Origin of the sequence: Vibrio profundum, from assembly GCF_050337555.1 — a bacterium.
Classification (GTDB): Bacteria; Pseudomonadota; Gammaproteobacteria; order Enterobacterales; family Vibrionaceae; genus Vibrio; species Vibrio profundum.
Map to the genome: position 1 here is coordinate 77,047 of NZ_JAKJTA010000006.1, position 18,679 is coordinate 95,725.

General features: G+C 46.7%; 10 protein-coding genes and 1 riboswitch. Of the genes, 7 read left to right on the forward strand and 3 right to left on the reverse strand.

What is annotated here, in order from left to right:
- The first annotated feature begins 52 nt into the window (after window positions 1-52).
- Together uvrA and L4C34_RS06340 are read left to right on the forward strand one after the other, a co-directional pair.
- Window positions 53-2,875: an excinuclease ABC subunit UvrA gene (gene uvrA, locus L4C34_RS06335; RefSeq protein WP_428788504.1), complete on the forward strand. Its 2,823-nt coding sequence runs from the start codon at window positions 53-55 to the stop codon at window positions 2,873-2,875.
- Between the two features lie 65 nt (window positions 2,876-2,940).
- A complete protein-coding gene (locus L4C34_RS06340; RefSeq protein ID WP_428788505.1) occupies window positions 2,941-4,722 on the forward strand; it encodes a PglL family O-oligosaccharyltransferase in 1,782 nt (593 codons plus the stop codon).
- Window positions 4,723-4,767: 45 nt separating this feature from the next.
- Here the strand turns inward: L4C34_RS06340 and L4C34_RS06345 are convergent, their stop codons facing one another.
- Complete coding sequence (locus tag L4C34_RS06345) at window positions 4,768-5,889, reverse strand: pyridoxal-phosphate-dependent aminotransferase family protein (protein ID WP_428788506.1); 1,122 nt, start codon at window positions 5,887-5,889, stop codon at window positions 4,768-4,770.
- A 165-nt stretch (window positions 5,890-6,054) separates the two neighbouring features.
- A riboswitch (Lysine riboswitch) is annotated at window positions 6,055-6,231 on the forward strand.
- Window positions 6,232-6,332: 101 nt separating this feature from the next.
- Between L4C34_RS06345 and lysC the strand changes: the two genes are divergently transcribed.
- The 4 genes from lysC (at window position 6,333) to L4C34_RS06365 (ending at window position 11,947) form a co-directional block, all read left to right on the forward strand.
- Window positions 6,333-7,688: a lysine-sensitive aspartokinase 3 gene (gene lysC / locus L4C34_RS06350; protein ID WP_428788507.1), complete on the forward strand. Its 1,356-nt coding sequence runs from the start codon at window positions 6,333-6,335 to the stop codon at window positions 7,686-7,688.
- A 176-nt stretch (window positions 7,689-7,864) separates the two neighbouring features.
- On the forward strand, window positions 7,865-9,535 hold the full coding sequence (locus L4C34_RS06355; RefSeq protein WP_428788508.1) for a DUF4150 domain-containing protein: 1,671 nt from the start codon (window positions 7,865-7,867) through the stop codon (window positions 9,533-9,535).
- Window positions 9,535-10,830, forward strand: coding sequence for a T6SS phospholipase effector Tle1-like catalytic domain-containing protein (locus L4C34_RS06360; protein WP_428788509.1), 1,296 nt, complete (start codon window positions 9,535-9,537; stop codon window positions 10,828-10,830). The genes L4C34_RS06355 and L4C34_RS06360 overlap by 1 nt, the downstream gene beginning before the upstream one ends.
- A complete protein-coding gene (locus tag L4C34_RS06365) occupies window positions 10,820-11,947 on the forward strand; it encodes a hypothetical protein (protein ID WP_428788510.1) in 1,128 nt (375 codons plus the stop codon). The genes L4C34_RS06360 and L4C34_RS06365 overlap by 11 nt, the downstream gene beginning before the upstream one ends.
- 64 nt (window positions 11,948-12,011) lie before the next feature.
- On the opposite strand, the gene metH is transcribed toward L4C34_RS06365, so the two are convergent.
- Complete coding sequence (gene metH / locus L4C34_RS06370) at window positions 12,012-15,686, reverse strand: methionine synthase (protein ID WP_428788511.1); 3,675 nt, start codon at window positions 15,684-15,686, stop codon at window positions 12,012-12,014.
- A gap of 190 nt (window positions 15,687-15,876) precedes the next feature.
- Here metH and L4C34_RS06375 point away from each other — a divergent pair, with 190 nt between their 5' ends.
- Complete coding sequence (locus L4C34_RS06375) at window positions 15,877-17,256, forward strand: cation:proton antiporter (protein WP_428788512.1); 1,380 nt, start codon at window positions 15,877-15,879, stop codon at window positions 17,254-17,256.
- Between the two features lie 14 nt (window positions 17,257-17,270).
- Here L4C34_RS06375 and pmbA read toward each other — a convergent pair whose 3' ends face one another.
- Window positions 17,271-18,614, reverse strand: a complete 1,344-nt coding sequence (gene pmbA / locus L4C34_RS06380; RefSeq protein WP_428788513.1) for a metalloprotease PmbA — start codon at window positions 18,612-18,614, stop codon at window positions 17,271-17,273.
- Between the last annotated feature and the right edge of the window lie 65 nt (window positions 18,615-18,679).

Below are 18,679 nucleotides of genomic sequence, written 5' to 3' on the forward strand. Positions count from 1 at the left end.
AACTGCACTCTATGTAATACTTATTCCACTTTGCATTACATAGAGCCAGCAGATGGATAAGATCGAAATCAGAGGGGCACGAACGCACAACCTCAAGGATATCAACCTCACGATTCCCCGAGACAAACTCATTGTCATTACCGGCCTGTCAGGCTCAGGCAAGTCCTCTTTAGCTTTCGATACTTTATATGCAGAAGGCCAGCGACGTTATGTAGAATCCCTGTCCGCCTATGCTAGGCAATTCCTATCATTAATGGAAAAGCCGGATGTAGACCATATTGAAGGCCTATCGCCTGCGATTTCGATTGAACAAAAATCCACCTCTCACAACCCGAGATCGACTGTCGGCACCATCACAGAAATTTACGATTATCTGCGCCTACTGTATGCGCGAGTCGGTGAACCACGCTGCCCTGACCACGACGCCCCGCTAGCGGCACAAACTATCAGCCAGATGGTCGATAATATTTTAACGTCTCCTGAAGGCGATAAGAAAATGCTATTGGCACCCATCGTAAGGGAGCGGAAAGGCGAACACGTTAAAACATTAGGGAATCTCGCAGCACAAGGTTTTATTCGCGCCAGAATTGACGGGGAGATTTGTGATTTGTCCGATCCCCCAACCTTAGAGCTTCACAAAAAACATACCATTGAAGTAATTGTCGACCGCTTCAAAGTGCGTAGTGATATTCAGCAGCGCCTTGCAGAATCATTTGAAACCGCTCTTGAGCTCTCAGGCGGTATTGTCATCGTTGCTCCGATGGACGGAGCTGGTGAAGAAATCACGTTTTCTGCCAATTTTTCCTGCCCCCATTGTGGCTACAGTATGCAGGAGCTCGAACCAAGATTATTTTCATTCAACAACCCAGCAGGAGCCTGTGGGACCTGTGATGGACTTGGTGTGCAACAATACTTCGACCCTAGCCGAGTGGTTCAAGACGAAGCCTTGAGTTTGGCAGATGGTGCTATTCGTGGTTGGGACAAGAAAAACTATTATTATTTTCATATGCTCAACTCGCTAGCTGAGCATTATAGTTTTTCATTAACCACCCCATTCAAACAACTGCCGAAGAAAATCCGTGACGTACTCTTAACCGGTTCAAACAACACAGAAATAGAGTTTAAATACGTCAACGATCGAGGTGACATCCGCTTAAAGCGCCACCCATTTGAGGGCATTCTCAACAACTTGGAACGACGCTACAAAGACACAGAGTCCAGTTCAGTACGAGAGGATTTAGCCAAATACATCTCCACCAAAACTTGCTCTAGCTGCCAAGGTTCTCGACTAAGATTAGAGGCCCGTCAGGTCTTTATTAGCAACACGACACTGCCAGAGATCGTCGAATTGAGCATTGCAGACGCACTCACATTCTTCCAAACCATGCAACTTGAAGGGCAGAAAGCCCAAATAGCCGAAAAGATCATGAAAGAGATCAACGACCGTTTGCATTTTTTGGTCAATGTCGGCTTGAATTACCTCAATTTATCGCGCAGTGCAGAAACGCTTTCAGGGGGCGAAGCACAACGAATACGCTTAGCAAGCCAAATAGGCGCGGGTCTCGTAGGCGTGATGTACGTCCTTGATGAGCCTTCTATCGGCTTACATCAAAGAGATAACGAACGCTTGCTACAAACCTTGGTGCACTTACGAGATTTGGGCAATACGGTATTGGTGGTGGAGCATGATGAAGACGCGATTCGAGCCGCTGACTATGTCATTGATATCGGCCCGGGAGCGGGAGTACATGGCGGCCAAGTGATTGCTCAGGGGTCAGTGGAAGACATTATTAACACACCAGACTCTCTTACTGGTCAATATTTAAGTGGCACGAAACAGATTGCTATCCCAGCGCAGCGCACGCCTATCGATCGAAGTAAAATGGTTGAACTCAAACGCGCCAGTGGCAACAATCTCAAACACGTTGACTTATCCTTGCCTGTCGGTCTATTTACTTGTGTAACAGGTGTCTCCGGTTCGGGGAAGTCGACCCTGATTAATGACACTTTTTATAGAATTGCTCACGCTCACCTAAACGGTGCCACTACAGGTACCCCCGCGCCCTATAAAGGCATTTCCGGTTTAGAGCATTTTGACAAGGTCATCGATATTGATCAAAGCCCGATAGGTCGAACGCCTCGCTCCAACCCAGCAACTTACACCGGTATTTTCACCCCAATTCGTGAACTCTTTGCCGGTACCCAAGAATCACGTTCTCGCGGCTATAAACCCGGTCGTTTCAGTTTTAATGTCCGCGGGGGACGCTGTGAGGCTTGTCAGGGCGACGGGGTAATTAAAGTTGAGATGCACTTTTTACCCGATGTGTATGTCGCGTGTGATGTATGCCAAGGTAAACGCTATAACCGTGAAACACTAGAAGTAAAATACAAAGGGAAAACGATCGATCAAGTGCTGGCCATGACGGTTGAAGATGCACGCGAGTTTTTTGAGCCTGTGCCGGTCATCGCCCGCAAACTACAAACCTTAATGGATGTTGGGTTGGCGTACATTCGACTCGGTCAAGCCGCAACCACCTTGTCGGGTGGAGAAGCTCAGCGGGTCAAACTCGCCAAAGAGTTATCAAAGCGTGATACAGGTAAAACGCTCTATATTCTCGACGAGCCAACGACTGGTCTGCATTTCCATGATATCCAGCAGCTATTGATTGTCCTGCACCGATTACGCGATCATGGCAATACGATTGTCGTTATCGAGCACAACCTCGATGTAATAAAAACGGCTGACTGGATTGTGGACCTAGGCCCTGAGGGGGGACAAGGCGGCGGTGAAATTATTGCACAAGGTACGCCAGAAACTGTGATGGAAGTTAAAGGCTCGCACACCGCGCACTTCCTCAAACCCCTGTTAGCATAAAATCCCAGTAAAGTAATAAGCCAGCCAAGTGGCTGGCTTTTCTCCTAACAAAGACTGTATAAATTATGGCGATACTCCATACCGAGGGAACGCATTTAGAACCACACGCGCCAGTTATTCCCCTCAATAAGCGCTTTCTTATTTCACTCGCCTGCGTTTTTCTTGTGGCGATGCACTTTTTCACCCCAAATCCTGGCGGAGAAGGGTTAGCGCTATCCTTTAACACGGCTACTTGGGCTGGACTAAGCGTCACTTTCGCCATTGGCTTATATCAAGTGGCCAACAATCAAGCCTTACGTTATTCACGTTTAACATTTGGCTTAACCATCACTTGTATTCTGCTCACGCTGCCCGAGTTTTATCTCAACGCCGATCTCACGCACTCTATGCCTCGATTGATCGGGCTATGGGCAGGGCTGCTATTGTTTGTCTTATTACAACAATTTCAGTTCAGTAACTCACAAAAGCAGCGACTGCTGTGGTTTATTGTCCTGGCCGTTTTAATTGAAGCGCTATTTGGCTTTGTTCAGTATTTTGTTCTGCCAGCCCACAACATCTTTAATTACAACACACTCATCAATCGCCCTTACGGTATCTTCCAACAGCCCAATGTCATGGCCAGTTTTCTTGCCACTGGCTTAGTGTTGTCGGGCTATTTATTAGCAAGGCACCCTGTTAAATACCGCCGTCGACTGGGGAGCATAAGCCTACTTTATGTCACACCGAGCTTAACGGTTCCCCTGTTAATTGTGCTCGCCTCACGCACTGGCTGGTTAGCCGCCGTGATATCTGTCGCGCTACTCACGCCCTACTTATATCACTTTGCGACTAAACGACGGGCCTCTGGCTGGTGCCTATCTTTGCTGCTCGGTCTAGGTTTTGGCGCCATAATGGCATTATCAAATGACGGTATCGTTGACGGTAAAGGTTCACAACAAACCATTCTAGAAAAATCCAACCTCGATAGTCCGCGCAGCTACATTTACCATCAAGCACTGGATATGTTCATCGAAAAGCCGTTAACCGGTTACGGATATGGAAGATTCGAGCCCTCATACCTACTCTATACCGCTCGGCAGCATCAGCTTAACCCTAGCTACCATGTAGGATTACCTTCCTTGAGTCATCCGCATAATGAGCTGCTGTATTGGGCAGTTGAAGGTGGCGTGGTTCCAGTTCTGGGGATATTGTTGGCAGCAGCCTTGGTCTTGCGTCAATTGTATCTGGCCAAAAAGGGGACTCGCTTGGCGTTATTGGCCTTATTCCTGCCAATTGTGCTGCATAGCCAACTGGAATACCCGTTTTACCACTCAGCGATTCACTGGATCATTTTTGTCATGTTACTTTACTGGGTCGATCAACGATCAGTGAGTTACCGAAAGTTATCTTTTCATGCCTCGGGGAAAAGTCTGCTGCGTGTCACCAGCCTAATCTTACCGATTTGCATTAGCCTGTATATGCTCAGCGCCCTGCAGACCAACTCAGCCTTAAGCCGCTTTGAGAAATCAGTTCCCCCAAATCCAGAACTGCTCAAACACATTACCAATCCTATAGCTTGGCAAAGTCGGCTCGATTGGGATATTTACAGCACGTATTTGAGAATTGGCTTACTTGAGCATCAAGCCAAGTTCATCCAGCCGTATATAGATTGGTCTGAGCAAATGATAAAAATTAAGCCCCGACCCGCTTTTTACAATAATTTAATTCTGGCGTATCAAGGATTGGGAGAGGATGACAAGGCAAATCAGGTGCGCGCGGAAGCCAACTATTTGTTCCCAAACCTGAACTTTAGCAATATTAAATATTTGCCCCCGTCAGCCATTAAGCAGAAACTCAAAAATAAATGAGTGCGCTAAATATTAGCGCACTTATATTGACAATTAAGGTGGTATTTAAGCGTTTAATGTCTCTTCCAGCGCTTTTAAGCACAAAGAGACATTTTCGCTGCGGGCACCATAACCCATTAGCCCAATACGCCATGCCTTGCCAGCGAGCCCGCCAAGTCCAGCACCTATCTCTAAGTTGTATTCTGTTAACAGATGATTTCTAACTTGAGCATCGTCAACACCATCGGGGATGTAGACTGCATTCAGTTGTGGCAAGCGATATGCTGCCTCTACTACAAACTCAATACCTAGCGCCTGCAAACCTGTCTTCAACTTCTCGTGCATCTGCTGATGCCGCTGCCAAGCATTTTCAATCCCTTCTTGTTGCAAAAGCACCAAGGATTCATGCAAAGCATATAGACTATTCACTGGGGCGGTATGGTGATAACTTCGTTTACCCTCGCCGCTCCAATAGCCAAGCACCAAGCTTTGATCTAAAAACCAACTTTGCACTGGGCTTTTACGTGTTTTAATTTTCTCAATCGCTGCCTGAGAAAACGTCAGCGGCGACAAACCCGGTGTGCACGACAAACATTTTTGACTGCCTGAATATACCGCATCAAGTTGCCAATCATCGACTCGCAATTCCACACCACCTAATGAGGTAACAGCGTCGACAATCGTTAGCACACCATGCCGCTTAGCTAATGCACCCAGTGCTTTGGCATCAGATAGAGCCCCCGTCGAGGTTTCCGCATGAACAAACGCTAATACTTTACAGTCTGGATGCTGTTGAAGTGCTTGCTCTACCTTATCGATAGACACCGGCGCTCCCCATTCATCGTCTACTAGGATAGCCTCGCCACCGATACGAACGACATTCTCCCGCATCCGCTCACCAAACACCCCGTTACGGCAGACTAGCACTTTGTCTCCCGGCTCAACCAAGTTAACAAAGCACGCTTCCATACCGGCACTGCCCGGCGCTGAAAGAGCAATAGTAAATTCATTTTGTGTCTGAAATGCATATTTCAGTAATTGCTTCACTTGATCCATCATGCCGACAAACAAAGGATCTAAATGGCCGATGGTTGGACGACTTAGCGCTTGTAATACTTGCGGAGAAATATCTGAAGGACCCGGGCCCAATAACGTTCTGCGTGGAGGGAAAAAACTTTGTATCGACATGGTCATACCTCATGTTCTAAGAGTAGAGTTTCTTTACACTAATGCAGTTTGTGCGCATCAGCAATTGAACCTGTACGCTATCTTCACAATTTTACTGATCATTTTCTTGTGGGCTATGATTAATTCGTTGACAACCTCTGCCGAAAGCCGTTCAATAACTGAGCTTAATGCAGAAGAGGAGCACTGCCCAGGCAGGTCCGGTGTGGAGCCCTAACTCCAATACACTAGACTCATGGGGAGCGGTGCCGAGATGAGTTCAAGTTATGGCTTGAACCCATCGGCTAAGTGGGCTGAATCCCCTTAACTGTCACTGGTACTAGCCAGTGGTGAGCTTCTGAAGGAACGCATGTTCGAGCATGCTTCTCTTCCCTACAGCTCAATCTCTTCAACGTTAAATACCAGATCAAACTTGTTTAATTAACTAGGATTTTTGGAGAAATGTTGTGAGTAAACTCAATGTCGCTAAATTCGGCGGAACCAGCGTGGCAGACTACACGGCGATGGGCCGATGTGCCGCTATTATAGAACAAAACCCAGAGACCAAGCTGGTCCTCATTAGTGCATGTTCAGGTGTAACTAATCTCTTAGTCGAGCTTGCTATTGGTATTGAAGATAAAGAAATCCGAGATCAAAAGTTGTCTCAGCTCGCCAGTATCCACCAGCAAGTTTGGCAACAACTGTCTGATTCTAGTCACATCAAAACCGCTGTCCGCGAAATTCTTGCTGGTGTGGCAAGCGCCGCCGAAGCCGCCTCTTACCACGCCAGCAAAAAACTCACCGATCATATCGTTGCCAGCGGTGAACTGATGTCGACCTTGTTGTTTACCCAGCTTCTAACAGAGCGTGGCCTCTCCGCTCAGCGCTTTGATATTCGAGATGTAATGCGTACCGACGACAATTTTGGTAAAGCAGAAGCTCAATTAGGATATATTCTGAGTCTGACCCAAGAAAAGCTGCTACCACTGTGCCAACACTCCGTCGTGGTTAGCCAAGGCTTTATCGGTAGTGATGTTGAAGGCAACACCACTACCTTCGGCCGTGGTGGCAGTGATTACAGTGCGGCTTTACTCGCTGAAGCCCTACAAGCCGACGAGCTGCAAATTTGGACAGACGTGCCAGGTATTTACACCACAGATCCTCGCATTGCTAAAAACGCGCGCCCCATTTCCGAAATCAGTTTCAGTGAGGCTTCAGAAATGGCCAACTTTGGTGCCAAAATATTGCACCCTTCGACACTGGTTCCGGCGCTAAGGTGTGATATTCCCGTGTTTGTCGGTTCATCAAAGCAGCCAGATGCGGGGGGGACTTGGATTCGCCAACAGGTCCAGAGTGAACCTTTATTTCGAGCTCTGGCGCTAAGACGTAACCAAACCATGGTGACGCTGCGCAGTGCTAGCATGTTCCACGCATATGGATTTTTGGCGAAAGTGTTTGAGGTGCTCGCGAAACACAAAATTTCCGTAGACCTTATTACCACATCAGAAATCAGCGTATCGCTAACGTTAGATCAAACCGACACCAGTGGTGGCACACCTGAACTGCCCCATGAAGTAAAGCTTGAATTAGAACAGTTATGCACCGTGGAAGTGGAACATAACCTATGTCTGGTAGCGCTGATTGGCAACAATATCAGCAAGCAAAAAGGCTATGCTTCACGTGTATTTAGCTCTGCCGAGGACTTCAATTTAAAAATGATCTGCTACGGTGCCAGCCCACATAATCTGTGCTTTTTAGTCCACGAAGACGAGTCTTGCGCTGCGATACAAAAGCTGCATTTGGATTTGTTTGAAGCGGAATAATCGCCGCTCGGGCCGAACCACCGACTCCTCCTAACTATCTATTCCTCGCGTATGAATAAAGTTGAGAAATTATTCTCAACTTTATTCAATTAGTCATTTCGCCTAGTTATTCAGTCAGAAGCACACCCCATAAGCGTGGTAACCTTTCGAAAAATTTTTCCGATTAGGGATCAGCTATGCCAATCACAACCAATGCGGATGGACTCAGCGTCGTGCACAAAGGCTCAGGTGGGGTTGCCAAATCAACTCAACCCGATGTGTGTTTGACCACCATCGGTCCGTCAGTCGTACCTGTATGCTATGACAATGTGGCTAAGTCAGAAGATTTGATCGATGGAAGCAGTACGGTCACGATGGACGGCGGTAATAGCATCGCGATTCAAGGCTGCCAGTTTTCCAAAAGTACTGGCGATGCTGATGGCGATCAAAAAGGTGTATCATCCGGCACAATAGAAGATAAAGCCGAATTTATTAGCTGGTCCTCAACGGTAAAAATAGAAGGTAAAGGAGTCTGCCGTTTATCAGATCAAATGACGATGAATGCTGGAAACACTAGCTGTATGGGAGGAGTGCAAAACCCATCAGTGAGCGCCGAAATGGAAGAAGAACCTGACTATGACCTGGATATATTCTGTAATTACCCTGATGGCGAACCGCTACAAAACGCTCCATACACCTTATCTAGCGCAGCAGGGGAAACTCTCGATAAAAACCAATTAGATCGACAAGGGTATGCAACCTCCTACCAATTGCCTAATGTTCAATGCCAGATTAAATACCAAGAAGACGGCCGAGAGTATACCGTGCGACAAACTCGCCCGATAAACTCTCGTCAGCAAGAATATGATAACGAAAGTTTTTTCTCGCTATGTGCTGGCCGTAGGAAACCTTTTTGGCGCCCACAAAGAGCTTATTCGAATCAAACAGATTGGGGGCAATTTACCTTCCCTCTGAATGCGGACCGACAGTTTTGCGAGTTTGTCGCTTTGCAGTGGATGAGTTTATCTACTTGGTCGGTCAGTGAACATGAGTGTAAAACACTCACAGATTTTTTATTGACCTTAATAAGTGCACTGCCACCTAGCCAAAGTTCGGATGCAGAAAAGCCTACCGTCTCAGAAGGCAAAAGAAAAAATCTTGTGCTCGGTCTAATGCACTTACTGGCCCCTATTGTCGATGCCAATGGAATCACGTTAAAGATTTTTGCCGACATTGACCCAAGTGAAAGCTATCACCGACTAATGGCCGTCCTACGTGCCAAAGGTTACGGCAATCCTGTACATTTGGTTGAATCCTATGATTGGCAGAAAGCTTGTCATCCGCTACTCGCTCACCTTGACCAATTGCTACATCTTGTCATGGTTCGGTTACAGAGCTTACAATCACATGCCGACACGCTTCGATATACGGTACTAACCCAACGATATGGCCGATGCATAAAGCAAATCCAGCAACTAAAAAACGCCTTACCTGATTGGGTAAAGCAGACCAGCCAACAAATACAATCAAAACTTGACCAGATAAAAGCCGCCAATCCTAAAGTCGATGTGACTGCCAGTCCAAATACTGTCTTTTCTTCTACCGCCGGAAGCGTGCACAGCCAAGTTTTACCCTCAACAATTATAAAAAGCTCTCGTTTGAGGATCCACAAGAGCGCATTTTCCGCATCGGGGTATTTTTTGATGGCACCGGGCAAAACCTCTACAACGACACTTATAAAGAGACTCATGGTAATAAGTCGCGCTCCAACATCGGTCGCTTATACCAAGCTTACCCAACCTCAAGAGGCGAAATCGGGCGTATTTATGTCTCTGGCGTCGGCACCTTCGACCTCGATCCGACCATAATGAGTCCAGAAGAAATTCATGCTCGAATTGACGCAGGTACCGATGAGGTAGGAACAGGAGAAGCGTTCGCTATCGCGCCCGAAGATCTGGTGACTGAACACATTGTTCCCAATAAATATCTTGATGAGAAAACAGGGGGCTTTTATAAATGGCAAAGCTTACTTGATCATCTGCATAGCCTACTTACCGACCCAAAAACTCAATATAACCAAGTAACACGTGTGGAGTTCGATATATTTGGTTTCAGTCGTGGGGCAGCTTTGGCCCGCCACTTTGTCAACGCCGCTTTAGCTGGACTTCCTGATTACACTCGATCAAGGACTGGCTCCGATGGACTATCCATATCACCGAGTTTATTGTCTGGATTTGAAGACCATAGAGTCAACATAGATACTGGGTATGAGATAGACAGCACCCGAGAGGTCAGTATTCGTTTTGTCGGCCTATTTGATACAGTCGGTTCATTTTACTGGCCTGGCAACGAAGACAATGGCAATTTCCAGTTGGGTTTAAAACCAGAGTGCGCCAAAACTGTTGTTCAGCTTTGCGCTTACCACGAATATCGAAAAAACTTCCCGTTAACCTCTCTTAAAACCAATGGTCAGCTACCGGATAATTTTCACCAAGAAGTGTTCCCTGGAGCGCACTCTGATGTCGGTGGAGGGTATGTACACTTGAGACAATATTACAACTTGAACCTACCACAACGCTATCAACATCCCGTGCTCGACACTTACAATCACGACCTAATAAAAACCGAGACACTGCAAGATGAATACAATGCAGAAAGAAGAACAGCGCCCAATCCAAGTATGGGGAAAGACAGAGCAAATCGCATGATGGAGCATGTTCGACAAGAAAAAGAGCTTGAGTTGAATAACAACCTACAACAAAACGATATATCTGGCAGAGTCAAATGCGTCAATTGGAATTTATATTCTTATCGCCTACAACCCATCAGTAATGCACTAGCTGGCTTGTCTCAAGAAAGAATGAAACAGCTCGCAGAATTAACAGGAGTGCAGTGGAACACTAGCCAATACGAGTTACCAGCAGACTACGACGATTCATTGGTTAAATCTTTATGGCAGCAGTTGAATTCCAAACCAATAGGAACCATCCAATACACAGACTGGTGCAACACCATCTCTCCGAACGAACATCAATATGTCCATAGGCCTCACGATTATTTAATTAATCCCGGTTGGAGTAATGCTAAAGAGTATTTAGTTAATCGACCTACGTACAATAGCCAAGGTGAACTGCACAGGCAGGTATTTGACAATGTATACTAATCTTCGCACCCTGCTTATCCTCATCTTGGGAATATTGCTCACAGCCTGTTCATTAGCTAATAGGCAGCCTGGTGCTGACCAAAAATTCATCGCCAGAACTGGAGCTGCAGGAAGTTTACATGGACCACACTATATCGCCCGCATGCTTGTCACTGATACAAATGGCTGGGTTACAGGGCTCGGTTACGGAGCGGTTAATGGTGAAGCTCTGGCCTTAGCCGATATAGCTATCGGTGTCCCTAAAGCCATTCAAGGGTATTGGAAAAAAGAAAGTGGCCGCGGAGATTATTACAAGATAAACGGTAAAGTGAATAGCAAATTGGCCTCAGAGAAGGTCAAGGCTCTTCAACAGTATTATAAGAATTATCACCAAGGCGGCATGCTAGCGGTCACTGTGGATGGGCCACACGTTTCCCTGTACTACACACTCAGTTGCTCTCCCCTGTATGATGATTGCACCCCTCGGGAAAATGCAGACCCAAATCACTATATCGTTCACTCAAAAAAATACGGTACCAATCGAGTGGTTCTATTCAGTGGTGTGGGATTCGCTTCCAAAACCGCCTTTCCCAACACTCCATTCGATAAACGAATGGTCGATATTGATATGGAACATAGTCATTCTCTCGATTACATGAGTATGTCCGACAATCAGGGACATATAGCACAAATCGCGGAATACATTGCTACTCCAACCCATATCACCGCTTTCTGGAGAACTTATGGCAAAAATAACAACGGGCGACGCGATAGCAGCAAAGACATTTATCATCGACTATCTGCAAACCTAGACCCGAAACTAATGGAAGCAAAAATTCAAACCATGCGCGGATATTACCAAAACTACCACCGACACCTAGGCAGAATATTGGTTAAGGTGAACAACAATAAACTTTCTGTTAGCTATACTATTTTCTGCGGAAAAGGTATTGATGATTGTCGCCCTATACCCAATGCCGACCCAAACCATTGGGTGACTGATGCCCCAAACCGAAATACCGATCTGGTCCTGCTGTTTCAAGGGAAAGGCGAATCATCTAACACACCTTACCCTGATGGGCCGGACTACAACAAAGGGCGACCTTACGTGCTTAAATCCCCAAAAAACATAAAGTAAGCCTCAAGTCGAAAACAGACAGATAACCGAAGACCATACAGGTTACCTGTCTTTAACCGCATACCTAATCAATATTAGGCGCTAGCCATTTCTCCGCTTCTTCTAAGCTCCACCCCTTGCGATCCGCGTAGCTTTGCACTTGATCTGGTTGAATTTGTGCGACAGCGAAATAACGTGACTCGGGGTGAGAGAAATACCAACCAGACACCGAAGCACCCGGCCACATCGCATAACTGGAGGTCAGTGACATACCAATGTGTGATTCAACGTCTAACAAATCCCATATCGCCCCTTTCTCTGTGTGTTCTGGGCAAGCAGGGTAACCCGGTGCTGGTCGAATACCTTGGTAACGCTCTCGAATTAACTCTTCGCACGACAGCGATTCATCAGGGGAATACCCCCAGATGTCTTGACGTACTTTTTGATGCAGATACTCTGCAAAAGCCTCGGCTAAGCGATCTGCCACGGCTTGAATCATGATGGCATTATAGTCATCGCCTTGGGCTTTATACTCGTCGGCCAGCGCTCGTTCACCAATTCCCCCGGTCACGGCAAATGCGCCAATCCAGTCTGACTGACCACTGTCTTTTGGCGCTAAATAGTCGGCTAAGCAATAGTTATACCCCTTCGGCTTATCGGTTTGCTGGCGTAAATGATGAAGCACATGGCGCACTTGCTGACGAGAGTCATCTACGTAGACTTCAATATCATCGTCAACACTATTGGCGGGAAATAACGCACAGATACCTTGCGCCTTAAGAAGCTGCTGCTTCTCAACCTTATCCAACATCTCATTTGCATCGATGAACAAACGCTGTGCTTCTTCCCCGACTTCCTCGTGATCCAAGATTGCTGGGTATTTCCCCATTAAAGACCACGTCATAAAGAAAGGCGTCCAGTCGATGAACAGCCGCAATTGCGCGACATCTACATCCGTGAAAACATGCACACCCGGCTGTTTCGGTACCGGTGGAATATAGCTCTGCCAGTCGATGGCAACTTTATTATCTCGCGCTCGTGGCAAGGGTATGGGCTTAGTCCGGGGCGTCTTACGATTGTGTTGATCTCTTACCCTATCGTAATCCAAGGCTAATTTTTCAACAAAGTCAGGACGTCGTTCATCAGATAACAAAGACGAGCACACTCCGACTGCCCGGGACGCATTATTGACGTACACAACAGGCTGGGAATAGTTTTGTTCAATTTTAACCGCAGTATGGGCTTTAGAGGTTGTGGCACCGCCAATCAGCAATGGTAGATCAAAACCTTGCCGTTCCATTTCTTTGGCAACATGCACCATTTCATCAAGAGATGGGGTAATCAAACCAGACAAACCAATAATATCGACCTGCTCTTGCCTGGCCACTTGCAAGATTTTCTCACACGGCACCATCACACCCAAATCAATAATTTCGTAGTTATTACACTGCAATACTACGCCAACGATATTCTTGCCGATGTCATGCACATCGCCTTTCACCGTCGCAAGCAAAATTTTGCCATTTGAAGTTCCAGCTTGTTTCGCAGCATTGATATAGGGTTCAAGATGCGCCACTGCTTGCTTCATCACCCGAGCAGATTTCACCACTTGCGGCAGAAACATTTTCCCTTCACCAAATAAATCCCCGACTACGTTCATGCCATCCATGAGCGGACCTTCGATGACTTCAAGGGGTTTACTGGCCTGTAGCCTCGCTTGTTCCGTGTCTTCAACAATAAATTCGGTGATCCCTTTAACTAGCGCATGTTCCAGCCTTTTTTCGACAGGTAAACTCCGCCACTCTTCGTTCGCTGAGTCCTCCGCTTGGCTCCCACCATGCTGCGAGTAATTCGCAGCAATATCGAGCAAGCGTTCAGTACCGTCCTCGCGCCGGTTAAGTACAACGTCTTCAACAGCTTCTCGTAGCTCATCTGGAATGTTGTCATACACTTCCAATTGTCCGGCGTTAACGATACCCATGTCCATTCCGTTTTTAAAACAGTGATATAGAAACACAGCATGAATCGCCTCTCGGACATAGTTGTTGCCACGAAATGAGAATGACACATTGGAGACACCGCCAGAGATCATCGCATGAGGTAAGTCGCGCTTTATATCCGCCACTGCACCAATAAAATCAACCGCGTAATTATTGTGATCGTCGATACCCGTCGCAATTGCAAAAATATTCGGATCGAAAATAATATCTTCCGCTGGAAAGCCAACCTCATCCACTAAGACTCGATACGCTTTACTGCAAATTTCTAGCTTACGCTCACGGGTGTCCGCTTGTCCTTTTTCATCAAACGCCATCACAATCACGGCCGCACCGTAGCGGCGAATCAGCTTAGCTTGCTGAATGAACTTTTCCTTGCCTTCTTTAAGAGAAATTGAGTTAACGATCCCCTTACCTTGAATGCATTTTAGACCCGCCTCTATCACTTCCCATTTCGATGAGTCGACCATGATTGGGACTCTAGCAATGTCTGGCTCTGAAGCGCACAATTTTAGAAAACGCACCATGCAAGCCTCTGAATCCAACATGCCTTCATCCATATTGATATCGATGATCTGCGCGCCATTTTCTACTTGTTGACGAGCAACATCTAACGCTTCATCGTAGCTTTCTTCTTTGATCAAACGTTTAAAGCGCGCCGAACCAGTGACGTTGGTGCGCTCACCGACATTAACGAATAACGTTTCTTTTTCGATGGTGACCGGTTCAAGTCCAGATAAACGACAGGCAACAGGGATTTCGGGTACGGTTCTCGGGGCGATATTTTTCACCGCTTGGGCCATAGCGCGAATATGGTCAGGTGTGGTGCCGCAGCACCCACCAATAATATTTAAAAAACCACTTTCAGCCCACTCTTTCACATGGGTCGCCATGTCTTGCGGCGACAAGTCATATTCGCCAAACGCATTCGGCAACCCTGCATTAGGGTGAGCTGAGACATGGCATTCAGCCAAACGTGACAATTCTTCAATATATGGCCTCAGCTCACTGGGGCCAAGCGCGCAGTTTAAGCCAAACGAGATTGGGTTCACGTGGCGCAGCGCATTATAAAATGCCTCTGTAGTCTGCCCTGATAGCGTACGCCCCGAAGCATCGGTGATCGTACCCGAGATCATTACCGGTAAGCTAAATCCTAATTCCTCGAACACCGTATCGACAGCAAACGCACATGCCTTGGCATTTAAGGTGTCAAAAATAGTTTCAATCAAAATGAGATCAACGCCACCTTTAATGAGGGCGTGGGTAGATTCTGAGTAAGCTTGCACCAACTGGTCGAAACTGACATTGCGAAAACCCGGGTCGTTAACATCGGGGGAAATAGAACAGGTACGGTTAGTTGGTCCTAACACACCCGCGACGTAGCGAGGTCTGTCTGGTGTTTTTTCACTCCATTCATCCGCAACTTGGCGGGCAAGCTGCGCGGCCACAAGGTTGATTTCGCAACTCAGGCTTTCCATTTCATAGTCAGCCATTGCGATTGTTGTGGAATTGAAGGTATTGGTTTCGAGAATATCGGCGCCTGACTGTAAATACTCAGCGTGAATAGCTTTAATTATCTCGGGCTGAGTCAGCACCAATAAATCATTGTTACCTTTTAAATCACAATGCCAATCAGCAAACCTCGTTCCTCTATATCCTTGTTCATCTAACTTGTAGTCCTGAATCATAGTGCCCATGCCGCCATCTAGCAGCATAATACGTTGTTGTAACTGAGCTTCGAGTTGTCTACTTCTTGTTCCCACAATATCACCTCATCCATCTGTGCTGATCTCATCCTATCACAGTAACAATAGAAATCTAGACGTCTAAAAATATTGAGAACAAGCATACTCAGGGCTGATTCATTTACCCACTATCAGAACAAACGCATTTGCTATTTCTGCCACCTACGACAAGAATTTGAATACCCTTTCTACTGATTAGAGCCTGCCCATGTCGGTGTATTATACCCTTTGCTTTCTCTCCGCTGCTGCCATGTTAATTGCTTTTATCAACAGTAAAATTGGCCAAATGCAAACCACGATAGCCATCACTGCAGGTTCCATGCTGCTATCGCTACTCATTGTCATAGCAGGACAAAATGATTGGTTCCATTTAACACAAATTGCCACCGAAACGGTCTCTCGAATCAACTTTGAAGCCTTCTTACTCAATGGAATTTTGGGGTTCTTGCTCTTTGCAGGCGGGCTGGGTATTAAGCTGCCCCACCTAAAAGCCCAACAGTGGGAGATTACGATTTTGGCTCTCGGGGCGACGCTCTTTTCAACCTTTTTTATTGGCTTTTGTTTATATGGCCTATGCCAAGCTGTAGGGATCCAGTTTGATCTGATTTATTGCTTATTATTCGGCGCACTCATCTCGCCAACCGATCCTATTGCCGTATTAGCCATTGTGAAAAAACTTCGTGCACCCGAACGTATTTCTACCCAAATTGAGGGGGAATCTTTGTTCAACGATGGCTTTGGACTAGTATTATTTGTCACACTGTTTACCGTTGCTTTTGGTAACGAACCACCGACAGTTCTAAGCGTGAGCGGTTTATTTCTGCAAGAAGCCGTCGGGGGCATTGCCTATGGCCTACTGCTTGGTATGGTGTTCCACTACTTGATTTCCTCCACCGATGACCCGTCGATGGAACTACTCTTCACGATTGGCGTCCCGACCGCAGGGTATGCGTTTGCCGATATATTGCATGTATCAGGGCCACTTGCGATGGTCGTTTCGGGGATAATGCTAGGAAATTGGACGCGTTTTATCGGTTTCTCCAAACAAAGTGAACAACAATTGGATCATTTTTGGGAATTGGTCGATGAGTTTCTCAACGGCGTGCTGTTCCTGCTTATTGGCATGTCTATGTTGCTGTTTGAATTTCATCAAGAGGATTGGGTATTGATGGCCATCGCGGTACCTCTCGTACTGGCTGCGCGTTATCTTAGCGTGTGGATATCTTATCTCGGGTTCAAGCGTTATCGACGTTACAACACTTGGTCGGTGAAGATCTTAACTTGGGGAGGATTGAGGGGAGGCCTAGCACTGGCAATGGCGCTATCGATTCCATCCGGAATTTGGGTGATTCCAGATAAACTTATCGATGTTAAAGAGGTCATTTTGGTGATGACCTATGCTGTGGTCGTGTTTTCTATCTTGATTCAAGGCTCAACGATTACGCCGATGATCAATAAAGCCAATCAGGAAGAAGAAGATCGCGAAGCCGAGGCGGACCGTACCAAAAACGAACGAACCACAAGCGAAGAGACCCAAAACGAAAAGACCAAAAGTAATAGTGCCAGCGATGCTGACACTATTGATTGATAGTTGGGATGGCGCTATTCGCCAGCCACCTTCATCGATTCAAGTAAAATTGAGCCGGTTTGAATTTGAGAGCGCGTTTCAATATCGCTACCTACCGCAACGATTTGGCTCAGCATATCCTTCAAATTACCCGCGACCGTTATGCCGGAAACTGGGTATTGAAGTTCGCCATTCTCAACCCAAAAACCCGCCGCACCACGTGAGTAATCGCCGGTGACGATATTAACGCCCTGACCCATCACCTCAGTAACTAACAAGCCCGTGCCAAGTTCTTTCAGCATTTGCTCAAAGTTTTGCCCAGTTGATTGAACGAACCAGTTGTGAATACCGCCAGCATGACCTGTGGGCGTCATATCCATTTTACGCGCAGCGTAGCTGGTCAATAAATAGGTTGATAGCACACCATCCGTGATAATCTGCATATCTTGCGTAATCACACCTTCATTATCAAATGGTGTTGAAGCAAGGCCGCGGCGTAAGTGAGGCTGCTCGTTGATATTGAACCATTCAGGCAGAATTCGTTTGCCTAAGTGATCCAACAAAAAAGATGACTTCCGGTATAGATTACCACCACTGATCCCCATAACTAGATGGCCCATCAAGCCTGTCGCCACATCAGCGGCAAACATCACAGGGTATTGACCCGTCGCAACAGATTTAGCATCAAGACGGCTCACTGTTTTTTCTGCGGCCTGTAAACCAATCGTTTCCGGTGACCAAAGATCATCACGATGGCGAGCAACGGTATAGCTATAATCACGTTCCATTTCACCATTGTTGCCTTGGCCAATCACACAACAACTGGTGCTGTGACGACTAGAGGCATAACTGGCCAACAAGCCATGACTATTACCATACACCCGTACGCCATAATGGCTGTCATACGACGCGCCATCACTTTGCTTAATTTTATCGCTGTAGGCTAATGCTTTTTGCTCCGAAGCAATGGCAATCTGTGCAGCATAATCGGGATCTGGCGTGTCTGGATGGAATAAGTCCAGATCGAGTACTTCTTGCGCCATCAATTCTTTCGGCGCAGGGCCTGCACACGGGTCTTCACTGGTGTACTGAGCGATATCGATCGCCGCAGCGACAGTTTGTTGAATAGCAGCTTCACTCAGATCCGAAGTGGACGCACTGCCTTTACGCTGGCCACGGTAAACAGTGATCCCTAGTGCGCCGTCACTATTAAACTCTACGTTCTCTACTTCACACATACGGGTCGATACACTTAGCCCGGTCGATTTAGTAATTGCGACTTCTGCGCCATCACATTTAGCCGATGCCATGTCCAATGCTTTGGCAACAGCGGCTTCTAAATCAACCTGTTGCTGAGCGACTTGTTGTTTTACATCCATTTTGAATCTGACTAGTTTGCTATGAATACCAGTTAGGATAACAAGAATTTCGCATTCTCCCCATG

Excerpts from the sequence above, each read along its gene's own strand:
- uvrA (WP_428788504.1), top strand. The coding sequence starts at position 53 with ATGGATAAGATCGAAATCAGAGGGGCACGAACGCACAACCTCAAGGAT.
- L4C34_RS06340 (WP_428788505.1), top strand. The coding sequence starts at position 2,941 with ATGGCGATACTCCATACCGAGGGAACGCATTTAGAACCACACGCGCCA.
- L4C34_RS06345 (WP_428788506.1), bottom strand. The coding sequence starts at position 5,889 with ATGTCGATACAAAGTTTTTTCCCTCCACGCAGAACGTTATTGGGCCCG.
- L4C34_RS06355 (WP_428788508.1), top strand. The coding sequence starts at position 7,865 with ATGCCAATCACAACCAATGCGGATGGACTCAGCGTCGTGCACAAAGGC.
- L4C34_RS06360 (WP_428788509.1), top strand. The coding sequence starts at position 9,535 with ATGAGTCCAGAAGAAATTCATGCTCGAATTGACGCAGGTACCGATGAG.
- L4C34_RS06365 (WP_428788510.1), top strand. The coding sequence starts at position 10,820 with ATGTATACTAATCTTCGCACCCTGCTTATCCTCATCTTGGGAATATTG.
- L4C34_RS06375 (WP_428788512.1), top strand. The coding sequence starts at position 15,877 with ATGTCGGTGTATTATACCCTTTGCTTTCTCTCCGCTGCTGCCATGTTA.
- pmbA (WP_428788513.1), bottom strand. The coding sequence starts at position 18,614 with ATGGATGTAAAACAACAAGTCGCTCAGCAACAGGTTGATTTAGAAGCC.